Below are 13,965 nucleotides of genomic sequence, written 5' to 3'. Positions count from 1 at the left end.
TGCGACGAGGCCGCAGAAGGGAGCAGCGTCGTGGCAGGCCTCCTCGGCCGACTCGGGGGCTTCTGTGCCCGGCACAGCCTTCTCGTCATCGGCGCCTGGGCGCTGGTGCTCGTCACCGTGGTCTTGGCCGTCTCGAGCCTCGGCGCCAAGACCAGCAACGACCTCGCGCTGCCCGACACCGGCAGCCAGGAGGCGAAGGACCTGCTCTCCGACCGGTTCCCGCCGCAGCAGAACGGCGTCAACCCGATCGTCTTCCACGTGAGCAAGGGGAAGCTGACCGACTCCGCCAACAAGCAGGCCGTCGACAGCGCGGTCAAGGAGATCGGCAAGCAGCCGCATGTCCACACCGTCACCAACCCGCTGAGCAGCGACGGACAGACCGCGGGCCTGCTGTCGAAGGACGGGCGAACAGCCTTCGCGCCGGTACTGATGGACGTCGGGTCCGGCGACCTGACGGAGAAGATCGCCGGCAACGTACTGGACGCCACCCACCCCGCACAGGACGCCGGCATCACCACCGCGGCCGGCGGCTCCATCGGCTCGACGCTGTCGACCGACGAGTCCAGGACCAGCGAGGTCGTCGGGATCATCGCAGCGATGATCATCCTCAGCCTCGTGCTCGGGAGCCTGGTGGCGATGGGGCTGCCGATCATCACCGCCGTCGTCGGGCTCGGCGTCGCTCTGGCCAGCGTCGGTCTGGTCGGCCACCTCCTCTCGATCCCGTCCGCCGGGCCGACCCTGGCCACCATGATCGGCCTCGGCGTCGGCATCGACTACGCCCTCTTCCTGATCACCCGCCACCAGGACCAGATGCGCGACGGGATGCCGATCCGCGAGTCGATCGCGCACGCCGTGGCGACGTCCGGCAGCGCCATCGTCTTCGCCGGCTGCACCGTCGTGGTGGCCCTGCTCGCGCTGGGCGTGGCCGGCATCCCGCTGGTCTCCGCCCTCGGGTACGCCTCGGCCATGGCCGTGGTGGCTGCCGTCCTGGTGGCGATCACCCTGCTGCCTGCGTTCCTCGGACTGCTGGGCCACCGGATCGCCTGGGCCTCGCTTCCGGCTTTCATGCGTCCGGGACGTCGGCGCGACCAGGGCCTATGGGCGAAGTGGGCCGGAGTCGTCCATCGCCACCCGTGGGTGGTCGCGGGCGCCTCGCTCGCGGCCCTGGCGCCACTCATCGTCCCGGTGCTGAGCCTCGAGCTCGGCCAGGAGGACGTCGGCGCCACCTCGAAGGAGACAACCGAACGGCAGGCGTACGACCTGATCAGCGCGGGCCTGGGCGTCGGCTACAACGGTCCGCTGCAGGTCGCGTCGTCCCTCGACCCGGTTGCGGCCCCGAGCGACGAGTACACCCAGAAGTACAACAAGGCGATGTCGCTCAAGTCCGACCTCGAGAAGAAGCAGAAGGAGCTGCCCGAGCAGCAACAGCAGCTCGAGGACGAGCAGGCACAGCTCGAAGCCGAGCAGGCGTCCCTGGAACAACAGAGCGCGCAGCTGCAGGCGCAGCAGGCCGCCCTCGAACAGCAGGCCGCCGCGCTGCGCGGGCAGCAGGCGGACCTCGAGCGGCGGGCCGACCGGCTCCGCGCCGAGCAGCGGACCCTCGAGGCCGAGCAGGCACGCCTCGAGGCCCGCCGGGACCAGCTGCGGCGCGAGGCGAGACGACTGGCGGTGCGGGCCCGGCCGCTCGTCCGGGAGCTCGTACGACTCCGAGCCCACGAGCGCATCCTGGAGCGCCGCATCGCGCGCGCCGAGCAGGACGGCGACGAGGCCCGGGTGGAACGGTTGCATGCCCGCCTCGACGCGGTGGAGGCCGAGCAGGCCGTCGTCCAGGAGAGGCTCGCACCGCTGGAGGCGGAGGCACGCAGCCTCGCCCGGCAGGCACGCCGGTTGCTGGCGCAGGCACAGCGCCTCCAGCAACAGGCCGACACACTGCAACGACAGGCCGACTCGCTCACCCGGCAGAAAGCCGAGCTGGAGCGTCAGGCGGCCTCGCTGCAGGCCCAGGGCAACGAGCTCCAGGCCCAGGCCGACTCGCTGCGTCTGCAGGGGGACGCCCTGGAGCAGCAGGCGAACGAGCTCCAGCAGAAGGCCGACGACCTCAAGGCCGAGCAGCAACAGGCCCAGCAGGAGCAGAAGGAGGCCGAGCAGCTGCAGGACGAGCTCACCCAGATGATGACGGCGGCGGGCGGCGACGCGCGCGGCACCGACCTCCGCGTGGTGAACCTGCAGGACGGTCTCTCGGGCACCAACGGGGTCGTGACCCTCACCCCGCCGCAGATCAACAAGAAGGGCGACGTCGTCCTCCTCTCCGCCGTGCCGACGACCGCCCCTGCCTCAGACGACACCGCCGACCTCGTCGGTCACGTCCGCGACTCCGTGCTGCCGAAGACGAACAAGGGCGAGGGCATCACGTCGTACGTCGGTGGTTACACGGCGTCCTACGTCGACCTGGCCTCCCTCATCTCGGCCCGGCTGCTGCTCGTCATCGGGACCGTGATCCTGCTCGGCTTCCTGCTGCTGATGGTGGCCTTCCGCTCGCTGCTCATCCCGCTCCAGGCAGCGGTGACGAACCTGCTCTCGGCTGCCGCCGCGTTCGGCGTCCTCACCGCCGCGTTCCAGTGGGGCTGGGGCATCGACCTGCTCGGCATCGACACGGCGTCGTCGACGGTGCCGATCGCCAGCTACGTACCTCTGATGATGTTCGCCGGCCTGTTCGGGCTCTCGATGGACTACGAGGTCTTCCTCGTCAGCCACGTCCAGCAGCACGTCCACGAGGGGGCCGAACCCAGGCAGGCGGTCCACTCGGGGCTGGTCTCCAGCGCCCGGATCACCACGGCCGCGGCCCTCATCATGGCGTCGGTGTTCGCCAGCTTCATCCTCGACCTCGACCCGACGATCAAGCAGTTCGGCGTCGGCCTCTCCGTCGCCGTGCTGCTCGCGGGCATCCTCGTTGTCACCCTTGCGCCGGCAGCGCTGGTGATATTCGGACGCGCTGCCTGGTGGCTGCCCCGGTGGCTCGACAAGGTTCTCCCCCACATCTCGATCGAGGGCGAGCCTGCGCTGCGGGCCGGGACTCCGGGCGTCCCGGATAGCCCGCCCCGGCACCGGGGCGACGAACGCACTGGGGTGTCGTCCGAGCGGTGACCGGCGCCCTGGTGCGGTTCGTCCTGGGGCTTGCCTCGTACAGCATGAGAGCGGGACGGGTTAGGTGCCGTGGTCGGCCAGGGCCCGCGGACCGCGGCGACGGGTCACGTTGGTTAACTTGGTTAACCGCTTGACCAGAGAGGCGCGTCACATCTACGATTCCTGCGTAACCGGTTAACCAACAGATGAGGTGTCATGAGTCAGCAGGGGTTCTATCGACCGCAGGGGGCATGGGTAGGAGATGTCATCCCGTGGCAAGAGGATGGGGCCTTCCACCTCTTCTACCTGCGCGAGACTCGCCTAGACCCGGCCGAGGGCATGCCCTGGCACCGGGTGGTGACCGAGGATCTCGTCCGCTTTCGCGAGCTCGGCGAAGACATCGCATCGAACGGCCCGTCGGCCGATGACTTCAACATCTATACCGGCAGCATCTTGCTCGGCCCGGATGGCACTCATCACGCCTTCTACACCGGCCAGAACCCCGCCAACACGGGCGCGGATGGTCGGCCGCTGCAGCTGGTCATGCACGCCACGAGCCGCGACGGCATGCACACCTGGCAGCGGCATCCAGGCGAGACGTTCGGCGCCACCGACGGCTACGAGACCGGCGACTGGCGCGACCCCTTCGTCTTCTGGGACGAGGCAGCGCAGCTGTGGCGGATGCTCATCACCGCACGCCACGCAAAGGGACCGGCGCGACGACGCGGCGTGATCGCGCAGTGCCTCTCGCGCGATCTGGCGCATTGGGAGCCAGCCGAGCCCTTCTGGGACCCGCAGCGGTACGTCGCGATGGAGTGCCCCGAGGTCTTCCAATGGGGCGAGTGGTGGTATCTCGTCTACTCCGAGTTCAGCGACGCCTTCACCACTCGCTACCGCATGTCGCGCAGCCAGCACGGCCCGTGGATCGTCCCGGAGCACGACACGCTCGACGGACGTGCGTTCTACGCCGCCAAGTCGGCGGGCCGCGACGGTCGTCGATTCTTCTTCGGCTGGATCGCCTCACGAGAGGGCGACAGTGACGACGGTGCATGGCAGTGGGCCGGCACGATGTCGGTGCTCGAGGCCGACCAGCGCGAGGACGGAACCCTCGCGTTCCACCCGACCGCCGGGCTCCGCGACACGTTCGACGCCGAGATCGATGACGTCGGCATCGATGCGGGGACCGTCCTGAGTGCCCCTGACGGCTACGCGGTCGAGGTGACCCCGGCCGAGGCGCCCCGCGCCTTCCGGTCGGTCGTCAGGTTCGACATCGCCGACGGCACGACGGAGTGCGGTCTGCTGCTGCGCGCGAGTGCTGACGGGGACGAAGGCTATGTGCTCCGCCTCGAACCGAAGCGCGGCCGTCTCGTCCTCGACCGCTGGCCGCGCCGGAGCACCGGCACCGAGCAGTGGCAGATCTCCGGCGACGTACCGTTCGCCATCGAGCTGGAGCGTCCCTGCCGGATCGAGCCCGGGGCGCACGAGCTCGAGGTCATCGTCGACGGCGATCTCTGCGTGGCCACCCTCGACAACGCCACTGTGCTGAGCACTCGGATCTACGACCGACCGACGGGTCGCCTAGGCGTCTTCGCCGGCGAGGGCACGGTCACCGTCGACACCTTCACCGTGTTCGCCCGCGCCGAGCGCGGTCCTGTGCCCACTGTCTCGAACCACGATCTGATCGCTGCCGCAACCTGATCCCCTACTCCCCTGTTCGGCCCTACCGACTCAGCCACTTCCGACCAAGTCAACGGAGACCAACAATGCCCATCACCATCCCCAAGACGGCCCTGTGCGCCGCCCTGACCGCCGCCGCGCTCGCGCTCACCAGCTGCTCGGGCACAGCTGTCAGCGCCGACCCCACCGACATCGATCCCGAGGGCAAGGTCGAGCCTCGCGAGATCTCCTGGCTGCTCTCGCGCCCTGCCGATGGCGGGGTGATCACGGCGATGGAGCAGATCGCCGAGGAGTACGCCAAGGATCACCCGGGGTTCTCCCTCAACCTGATCACGACTCCCGACCGTCCCTCCTACATCCAGAAGTACGAGACCCTCGCCGCAGCGAACAAGCTGCCCGAGCTGTTCGACACCGATGCGACGCCGTTCGCCCAGAAGCTCGCCGACCAGGGCCGCATGCTCGACGTCGAACTGCTGCTGAAGGACCTCGGTCTCGCCGACGACTATCGCGAGGCAGCGCTGAACTACCAGCGGTTCGACGACGGCTCGCTCCGGATGGTGCCGTTCGAGTTCCAGCTCGGGTTCTTCTGGTACAACTCCGCGCTGCTCGAGCGCGCGAACGTCGAGGTCCCCAAGACGCTCGACGACTTCCCCCAGCTGTGCAAGGACCTGCGAGCCGCAGGTGTCACTCCGATCGCCCTCGACGGGCAGGACCAGTGGCCGCTGGAACGCTACTTGGCCTACTACCCGTTCCGGATGGCCGGTCCGGAGTACGTCCAAGACCTCAAGAACGGCAAGGCGAAGTTCGCCGACCCCGCCGGCCGAGCCGCAGCCGAGTGGCTCTACGACCTGGGCCAGGCCGGATGCTTCCAGGAGGACTTCTCCTCGACCGGGTACGCAGACGCACAGTGCCTGTTCACCTCGGGCAAGGCCGCGATCTACAACATCGGGACCTGGGAGCTCGCGAATCTCGCAACGGATGCGCTCGACCCGGCGGTGCGCGGATCGGTCGACTACTTCACCCTGCCGACGGTCGACGGCGCCGTCACCGACGACAACGCGTACGTCACTCCCTCGGGCATCGGCATGGCGGTCAACTCGCAGACCTATGACCCGCTGGTGCGTGACTTCCTCGCCTACGCGCTCGAGCGCTACCCGGAGATGTACGCCTCGACCGGTGCGCTCTCGCCCACCACCAACGTCGAGACCTCGATCCCCGAGAACGCGACCGACCTCTACCCCAAGGCCGTGAAGCAGGCCGACGGAGTCGGCGCGGACAGCGCGATGCCCTGGGACACCCAGCTCGACCCAGCCACGAACACGCGCCTGCAGCAGGAGCTGACGCTGCTCGTCCAGGGCGACATCGAGCCGGACGAGTTCATCGAGACGATGGACAAGACGCTCGCGGAGAACAGCGATGGCTGACCTCGCACAGACCCGGCTCCGCGCGGGCCGATCGGGTCAACGCCGACGCCGGAAGCCAGCGGCACCATCGATGCTCCCGCGCCGATCCGGACTGTCGGTAGCGATCTTCCTCGTCCCGCCGCTGCTGCTGTACGGCGTCGCGGTGCTGCTTCCGATCGTGCAGTCGCTGTTCCTCAGCCTGTTCAGCTGGGACGGCATCACGGAGATGAAGTTCGTCGGCCTCGACAACTACGTCAAGATGTTCGCCCGCGACGACGTCTTCTGGACGGCGTTCGGCAACGCACTCGGCTACCTGGTGATCTGCCTGGTGCTACAGCTCGGCGGCGCCCTCGCCGTCGCGGCCCTCTTGACGGCACTGCCACGGGCCAGGGAGCTGGTGAAGACGCTCTACCTGCTCCCTGCGGTCATCTCGACGGTCGCGATCGCGTTCCTCTTCCAGCGGATCTACTCCTACGACCCGGTCGGCCCGCTCAACCAGCTGCTCGCCTGGGTCGGCCTCGACAGCGCCCAGACCGCCTGGCTCTCGAACGTGAACACGGTCCTCGCAGCCGTCTCCGTTCCGGAGGGCTGGCGTTTCACCGGCCTCTACATGCTCATCGTGTACGCAGCACTCATTGCCGTACCCCGCGAGCTCGAAGAGGCAGCGCGACTCGACGGTGCTTCCTGGTGGCAGACGTTCTGGCGCATCCGATTCCCCTACATCCGGCCGGTGTGGATCACGACCACGGTCATGGCGACGACCTTCGCGCTGCGCGGCTTCGACATCCCCTACCTGCTGACGAACGGCGGACCGGGCCAATCCTCCGAGCTGCTCACGACGTACATGTACAAGACCGCCTTCGTGCACACCGACTACGGCTACGCCAGCGCCATCTCGGTCTTCATCGTCGTCGAGTGTCTGGTCGCTGTCGGCCTCATCTTCCTGTTGCTTCGTCGAAGGGACGACTCGTGACCACGCCCGTGCTCACCCGACCGCCGGAGGCCGCCGTGCCGAACCCGCCCAAGCCACGTGGGGCCACGCCACCGCCAAGACTCCGCATGCAGCGCACGCTGCTCACGATCACGATCGTGCTCATCGTCGCGGTGCAGGTCTACCCGCTGCTGTGGCTCTTCCTGACAAGCTTCCGCACCGCCGCGGACTTCACCGGCGGAAGCCCGTTCGCGCTGCCCTCGGACTACACCCTCGACAACTACGAGCGAGCCTTCGCGACCGGCAACCTGTGGCTGAACATCCTCAACAGCTTCATCGTCACGGCCGGGGCGAGCCTGCTGATCGTCGTCGCTGGGATGATGGCCGCGTACGCCCTGCAGGTGCTCGGCTTCCGGTTCAGCGGCGTCGTACGCTCCTTGTTCCTGCTCGGGATCGTCGTGCCGGTGCAGATCGCGCTGGTGCCGCTGTTCATCGACTACTCACAGATCGGGCTCCTCGACACCCATCTGTCGATGATCATCCCGCTGGCCGCGTTCTCGCTCCCGATGGCCGTCTATCTGTTCTCGTCGTTCTACGAGTACATCCCTCGCGAGCTGTACGAGGCCGCGTCGCTCGACGGGGCGGGGCCGTACCGGATCTTCGCGCAGATCACCTTCCCGCTCTCGGCGAACACGATCATTACGGTCGTACTCGTGAACAGCATCTTCATCTGGAACGACTTCATCTTCGCGAACACCTTCGTGCTCTCCGACGGGCTCAAGACCATCCCGCTCGGTCTGCAGAACTACATCGGGGCAATGGGCAACACGGACTGGACGGCAACGTTCGCAGCCGTCTGCGTGACCGTGACGCCGCTGCTGCTGGTCTTCCTCGTCCTCAACAAGGCGATGATCCAGGGCCTCGAGAGCGGAGCGACCAAGGGATGAGCACCTCCGAACCCGAGCCCAACAAGGTTGGTTCGAATGTGACGATGCGGGACGTCGCCAAGGCCGCGGGCGTATCGGTCGCGACCGTGTCCCACGTCGTCAACAACAAGCCCGGGGCGCGCATCGGCGATGAGGCCAGGCGCAGGGTGCAAGAGGCCGTCGTGGCACTCGGCTACCGGCCCAACGCCCTGGCCAAGACGTTGTCACGTGGCGGCTCGCGATTCATCGGCCTGGTCGCGGACGCGATCGCGACCACTCCGTTCGCCGGTCAGATCATCCACGGCGCGCAGGATGAGGCCTGGGCTCACGGCTACGTGCTGCTCGTCGCCAACACCGACGGCAACGAAGCAGCCGAGAACGAGGCGATCGCGATGATGCTCGAGCATCAGGTGCAGGGCATCCTCTACTCGAGCTGGTATCACCGCGAGATCGTCGTGCCCGAGATGCTGCACCAGGTCGATACCGTGCTCGTCGACTGCTTCGCCGAGGGCAGCGGCCTGCCAGCCGTGGTGCCTGACGAGGAGCAGGGCGGCAGGACGGCGACCGAGGAACTGCTGGCCGCGGGTCACCGCAGGATCGCGTTCATCAACACGACGACCCCGTCGCCGGCCCAGAGCGGTCGCCTCGCCGGCTACCGCCGCGCTCTCGAGGCAGCCGGCATCGGCTTCGACGGCTCACTCGTGTTCCCCGCCGAACCTGCCCAGGAGGGCGGGTACGCCACCGCACCCCGGATCGTCGAGTCGAAGGCGACAGCCGTCTTCTGCCACAACGACCGCGTGGCAATGGGCCTCTACGACGGACTGCGCGAACACGGGCTGAGCATCCCGGGCGACATCGCTGTCATGGGGTTCGACAACCAGGACGTGATCGCCGCGCACCTGCGCCCACCACTGTCGACTGTCGCGCTTCCGCACTATGACCTCGGCGCTGCCGGCGTCCGGGTGCTCCTCGGCATCGAGTCGTCGTCCACCGAGCAGCTGCTGCGCGTCACGTGCCCATCCGTGCCACGACAGTCGATCTGAGGAGAGCGATGTCCGACGCGCCCGTCGTACCCAGGCCGACCTTCCACTTCACTCCCCGACGCAACTGGATGAACGACCCCAACGGACTCGTCCACGACGGCGGTCGCTGGCACCTGTTCTACCAGTTCAACCCCGAGGGCTCCGAGTGGGGAAACATGAGCTGGGGGCACGCGACCAGCACCGACCTGCAGCACTGGACCGAGCACCCGGTCGCACTGCGGTTCCGCGACGGCGAGCAGATCTTCTCGGGCTCGATCGTCTCGACCCCGACCGAGGCTGGCACCGAGCTGACCGCGTACTACACCAGCGCTTACGCAAACGGCCGCCAGGCCCAGTCGCGAGCGACCAGCAGAGACGGCGGGTTCACCTGGGAGCTCGACGCCGACAACCCGGTGCTCGACCGCGGCACGAGTGCATTCCGGGATCCGAAGGTCATCCGCTACACCGACGAAGCGGGCCGGCTTCGCTGGATTCTGCTCGCGGTCGAGGCAGAGGACCGACAGGTGCACTTCTACACCTCGGACGACCTCCGATCGTGGGAACACGCGAGTGCCTTCGGGCCGCTGGGCCCGACCGGCGTCGTCTGGGAATGCCCGGATCTCGTCCCGCTTCCGCTCGACGGCGATCCCGATGACATGCGCTGGGCGCTGATCCTCAGCACCAACCCGGTCGGGGACAACGCGGATCGCGACGGTTCCTCGATGAGCTACGTCGTTGGCCGCTTCGACGGGACCAGGTTCACGGCGGACTCCGCAGAGCTCGTCCGCCTCGACAGCGGCCGCGACTTCTACGCAGGCGTCACCTTCGACAGTGCCCCACAAGGGGCCGCCATCATGGTCGGCTGGATGAGCAACTGGCGTTACGCAGAAGCATTTCCCTCCGCCCCATGGAAGGGCGCGATGTCGCTGCCGCGACAGCTCGCTCTGCACACCGTCCGGGGTCGACCCCGGCTCGCCCAGAGGCCTCCCTCGTTCCTTCTCGAGCAACTCACCCCGGCGGCACAGGCCACGGTGGTCGTCGCCGAGCAGCCGGTCGACGTCTCTCTCAGCGGTCACAGCGTGCTCGAACTGCAGTGGGATCCAGCCACCACCGGGACTCTCAGCATGCGACTGCACGGTGATGCCGACGCGTGCGTCGAGCTGGAGCACTCGGGAGGAACGCTCCGGCTCACCCGCCGTGGTGCCGCGGCCGAGGCGGTGCAAGCCGACTTCCCCTCGACGAGCGTCACCGAGGTGGGGACCGGAGGTCCGGTCCAGCTGCTTCTCAGCCTCGACGGACCGCTTCTCGAGATCTTCGCGAACCACGGCGAGGCGACCGTCTCGAACCTTGTCCTCCTCGGACTCGGACCCGTCGTCGCAACCGTTGGTACCGAGCGCCCGGGAGCGGTCGCGTACACCGCTGTCGACGTCGCGACACCGCTCCACGCTCTGCAGGACCAGCCCGCAACCGCACTGTGACAACAGCCGATGCATCCGACGCATCGGGCCGAGCCGAAGGAGTCATCATGCCCCACCCCATCTCACGCCGGAGTCTGCTGCAAGGCGCCGGCGCCGGTTCGCTCGCGTTCTTCGCGGTGCACGCCACACCGATCGCCGCGCATGCCGCGCAGACGTCACTGCGGGCGGTCTATCACATGACGCCTCCCTCGGGATGGCTCTGCGATCCTCAGCGCCCGGTCACCACTCGTGGGGCTTACCAGCTCTACTACCTGCACTCGACGCAGAACAACGGCCCCGGCGGCTGGGACCACGCGACGACGACCGACGGTGTCGCCTTCACCCATCACGGCACCGTGATGCCTCTCCAGCCCGACTTCCCGGTGTGGTCCGGGTCGGCCGTCGTCGACACGGCGAACACGGCCGGATACGGCGCCGGAGCCGTCATCGCGCTCGCGACGCAGCCCACCGACGGCATCCGCAAGTATCAGGAGCAGTATCTCTACTGGTCGACCGACGACGGCTTCACCTTCACCCGGCGGCCAGATCCGGTGATCGTCAACACCGACGGACGCACCGCGACAACGCCCGCCGAGATCGAGAACGCCGAATGGTTCCGGGACCCGAAGGTCCATTGGGACGCCGCCCGCGGCGAGTGGGTGTGCGTGATCGGACGGGCACGGTACGCAGCCTTCTACACCTCCTCGAACCTGATCGACTGGCAGCTGAAGCGCAACTTCGACTACCCGAACCACGACCTCGGCGGCATCGAGTGCCCCGACCTGTTCGAGATGACCGCGAACGACGGCACCCGACACTGGGTGCTCGGCGCCAGCATGGACGCCTACAGCATCGGGCTGCCGATGACGTACGCCTACTGGATGGGCACCTGGAACGGCGAGGAGTTCATCGCCTATGACCTCACCCCACAGTGGCTCGACTGGGGCTGGGACTGGTACGCCGCCGTCACCTGGCCCGCCGTCGAGGCGCCGGAGACCAAGCGCCTCGCCATCGCCTGGATGAACAACTGGAAGTACGCCGCACGGGACGTGCCGACCGACGCCTCCGACGGCTACAACGGACAGAACTCGATCGTGCGCGAGCTGCGCCTCGAGCGGCAAGCGGGCGGGTGGTACACGCTGCTCAGCAGCCCCGTGAGCACACTCTCGGACTACGTGACAGCCACCACGACTCTGGGAGACCGCACCGTCAACGGCAGCCTGGTGCTCCCATGGAGCGGACGGGCCTACGAGCTCGAGCTCGACGTCTCCTGGGACACCGCCACCAACGTCGGTGTCTCCGTCGGGCGCTCCGCCGACGGCTCACGACACACCAACATCGGCAAGTACGGAGCCGAGATCTACGTCGATCGAGCCCCCTCCGACCTCGCCGGGTACTCACTGGCGCCCTACACACGAGCCGCCGCGCCGATCGACGCCAGCGCACGATCAGTGCACCTGCGGATCTTCGTCGACACCCAGAGCGTCGAGGTGTTCGTCAACGCCGGCCACACCGTGCTCTCTCAACAGGTGCACTTCACCGAGGGCGACACCGGCATCTCGCTCTACACCGACGGCGGGCCAGCAGACTTCACCGGCATCACCATCCGCCAGCTCCGGAGCATCGGCTGACTCGATTGCCGTCCTACCTCATTGATCGAGGTTTCGGACAGCGATGCCTTCCAGCGCCCTTTTGACTGCCTTCTCCACGGCAGAGGCCGGAACGCCGGCGGGAACGACGAGCATCCCGATCGATGCGTCGCTCTCGTCGGCGAAGGTGCGGTGGACTGCGGCCAGTGCCTGCTCGATCTCCCGCTGAGGGTCGGTGCACTCCCGCCGGAGCCATCGGCGAAGTACGCGGTTGTGTGCCGCGACGACTGCCGCTGCCGTCATCTCGGCACGGAGCTCCGCTTCTGGCGAGGCGTCGGCCCAATGACTCAGGTAGCGACGGAAGAGGCGCTGGTAGCGGGCGCCGCTCACCAGTTCACGCTCACGGAGCGCCGGCACGGTGGAGGTCAGCCCATAGCGCTCCCGCGCACGCTCACCCTCCGCGACGTAGTGGAACAGCACGATCTTGACCGCGTCCGTGACGGCAGCGAGGCCGGCGTCTGCGGGCGAGGAGCGCAATCGCTCTTCGACCCGGCCGAGAATCTCATCGTGGTCGGGGAAGATCACCGCTTCCTTGGACCCGAAGGAGCGGAAGAAGGTGCTGCGGCTGACGCCGGCCTCGGACGCGATGTCGTCGACAGAGGTGGCCGCGTAGCCCTGGATCCCGAACAGGCGGAACGCCGCATCCGAGATCTCGTCACGCGCTGCTGCCATCACTCTCCTTTTGGATCGTTCCCTGGACATCATGCCGCATGACACTTAGTCTCACTCATTGACACTGAAGTTCACAAGGAGTCCCGTTGAGCGCCGAGCCCACCACCGCACCCGATTCCTCGGGCGCCGAGATCGATCTGCACACGACTGCCGGGAAGCTGGCCGAGCTGGAGCGTCGTCTTGACGAGGCTGTCCATGCTGGTTCCGCGAAGGCGGTGGAGAAGCAGCATGCGAAGGGGCGTCAGACCGCGCGGGAGCGGATCGAGATGCTGCTCGATGAGGGTTCCTTCCAGGAGGTCGATGAGCTGGCCCGGCACCGTTCGGTGGCGTTCGGGCTGGAGAAGAACCGGCCCTTCGGTGATGGTGTGGTGACCGGGTACGGCACCATCGATGGGCGTCAGGTGTGTGTGTTCTCCCAGGACTTCACCGTCTTCGGTGGCTCCCTGGGTGAGGTCTATGGCGAGAAGATCACCAAGATCATGGACCTGGCCATCAAGACCGGGTCACCGCTGATCGGGATCAACGAGGGCGCCGGCGCCCGGATCCAGGAAGGCGTGGTCTCCCTGGGGCTGTACGGGGAGATCTTCAAACGCAACGTCCACGCTTCCGGGGTGATCCCGCAGATCAGCCTGATCATGGGCAACTGCGCCGGCGGGCACGTCTACTCCCCCGCGGTCACCGACTTCACCATCATGGTCGACAAGACCTCGGGCATGTTCATCACCGGCCCCGATGTGATCAAGACCGTCACCGGTGAAGACATCACCATGGAAGAGCTCGGCGGCGCCCTGGCCCACAACTCCAAGTCGGGGGTGGCCCACTACATGGGTGCCGACGAGGCCGACGCGATCGACTACGTCAAAGCGTTGCTGTCGTATCTGCCCTCGAACAACATGGAGGAGCCCCCGGCCTTTGAGGAGGCTGCGGATCTGGAGATCTCCGTCCTGGACCGGGAGCTGGACACCTTCATCCCCGATGGCGGGAACCAGCCCTATGACATGCACGAGGTCATCTCCCGTGTTGTTGATGATGAGGAGTTCCTCGAGGTCCAGCCGTTGTGGGCACCCAACATCATCATCGGCTATGCCCGGATCGAGGGCCGACC

10 protein-coding genes are annotated in these 13,965 nt (G+C 67.4%); 9 read left to right on the top strand and 1 reads right to left on the bottom strand.

Translation table 11 applies throughout. The features are described from left to right. Positions 1-30 precede the first annotated feature (30 nt). The 8 genes from ABZY89_RS04640 (at position 31) to ABZY89_RS04605 (ending at position 12,170) form a co-directional block, all read left to right on the top strand. The gene (locus tag ABZY89_RS04640; protein WP_355225012.1) at positions 31-3,144 is read left to right on the top strand and encodes an MMPL family transporter; all 3,114 of its coding nucleotides are present in this window, start codon (positions 31-33) and stop codon (positions 3,142-3,144) included. Between the two features lie 195 nt (positions 3,145-3,339). Next, positions 3,340-4,821: a glycoside hydrolase family 32 protein gene (locus ABZY89_RS04635; protein ID WP_355225011.1), complete on the top strand. Its 1,482-nt coding sequence runs from the start codon at positions 3,340-3,342 to the stop codon at positions 4,819-4,821. 65 nt (positions 4,822-4,886) lie between these two features. Next, complete coding sequence (locus ABZY89_RS04630; RefSeq protein ID WP_355225009.1) at positions 4,887-6,224, top strand: extracellular solute-binding protein; 1,338 nt, start codon at positions 4,887-4,889, stop codon at positions 6,222-6,224. Beyond that, entirely contained in the window at positions 6,217-7,176 is a 960-nt protein-coding gene (locus tag ABZY89_RS04625; protein WP_355225008.1) for a sugar ABC transporter permease, read from the top strand. The genes ABZY89_RS04630 and ABZY89_RS04625 overlap by 8 nt, the downstream gene beginning before the upstream one ends. Then, positions 7,173-8,081 carry a carbohydrate ABC transporter permease gene (locus ABZY89_RS04620; RefSeq protein ID WP_355225006.1) on the top strand — a complete coding sequence of 303 codons (909 nt, stop codon included), beginning with the start codon at positions 7,173-7,175 and terminating at the stop codon, positions 8,079-8,081. Before ABZY89_RS04625 ends, ABZY89_RS04620 begins: the two co-directional genes overlap by 4 nt. Beyond that, the gene (locus ABZY89_RS04615) at positions 8,078-9,103 is read left to right on the top strand and encodes a LacI family DNA-binding transcriptional regulator (protein ID WP_355225004.1); all 1,026 of its coding nucleotides are present in this window, start codon (positions 8,078-8,080) and stop codon (positions 9,101-9,103) included. Before ABZY89_RS04620 ends, ABZY89_RS04615 begins: the two co-directional genes overlap by 4 nt. A gap of 8 nt (positions 9,104-9,111) precedes the next feature. Continuing rightward, positions 9,112-10,560, top strand: coding sequence for a glycoside hydrolase family 32 protein (locus ABZY89_RS04610; protein WP_355225003.1), 1,449 nt, complete (start codon positions 9,112-9,114; stop codon positions 10,558-10,560). Between the two features lie 47 nt (positions 10,561-10,607). Further along, positions 10,608-12,170: a glycoside hydrolase family 32 protein gene (locus ABZY89_RS04605; protein WP_355225001.1), complete on the top strand. Its 1,563-nt coding sequence runs from the start codon at positions 10,608-10,610 to the stop codon at positions 12,168-12,170. Between the two features lie 18 nt (positions 12,171-12,188). On the opposite strand, the gene ABZY89_RS04600 is transcribed toward ABZY89_RS04605, so the two are convergent. After that, complete coding sequence (locus ABZY89_RS04600; protein WP_355021161.1) at positions 12,189-12,860, bottom strand: helix-turn-helix domain-containing protein; 672 nt, start codon at positions 12,858-12,860, stop codon at positions 12,189-12,191. A gap of 86 nt (positions 12,861-12,946) precedes the next feature. On the opposite strand from ABZY89_RS04600, the gene ABZY89_RS04595 reads away from it, so the two are divergent. Then, on the top strand, positions 12,947-13,965 hold a 1,019-nt coding region (locus ABZY89_RS04595; protein ID WP_355224999.1), incomplete at its 3' end, for a carboxyl transferase domain-containing protein.

The organism is Nocardioides sp. NPDC006303 (genome assembly GCF_040613175.1).
In the GTDB taxonomy this organism is placed as follows: domain Bacteria; phylum Actinomycetota; class Actinomycetes; order Propionibacteriales; family Nocardioidaceae; genus Nocardioides.
Note: the sequence above shows the minus strand (reverse complement) of the source record. Positions and strands in the feature narration are given on the sequence as shown.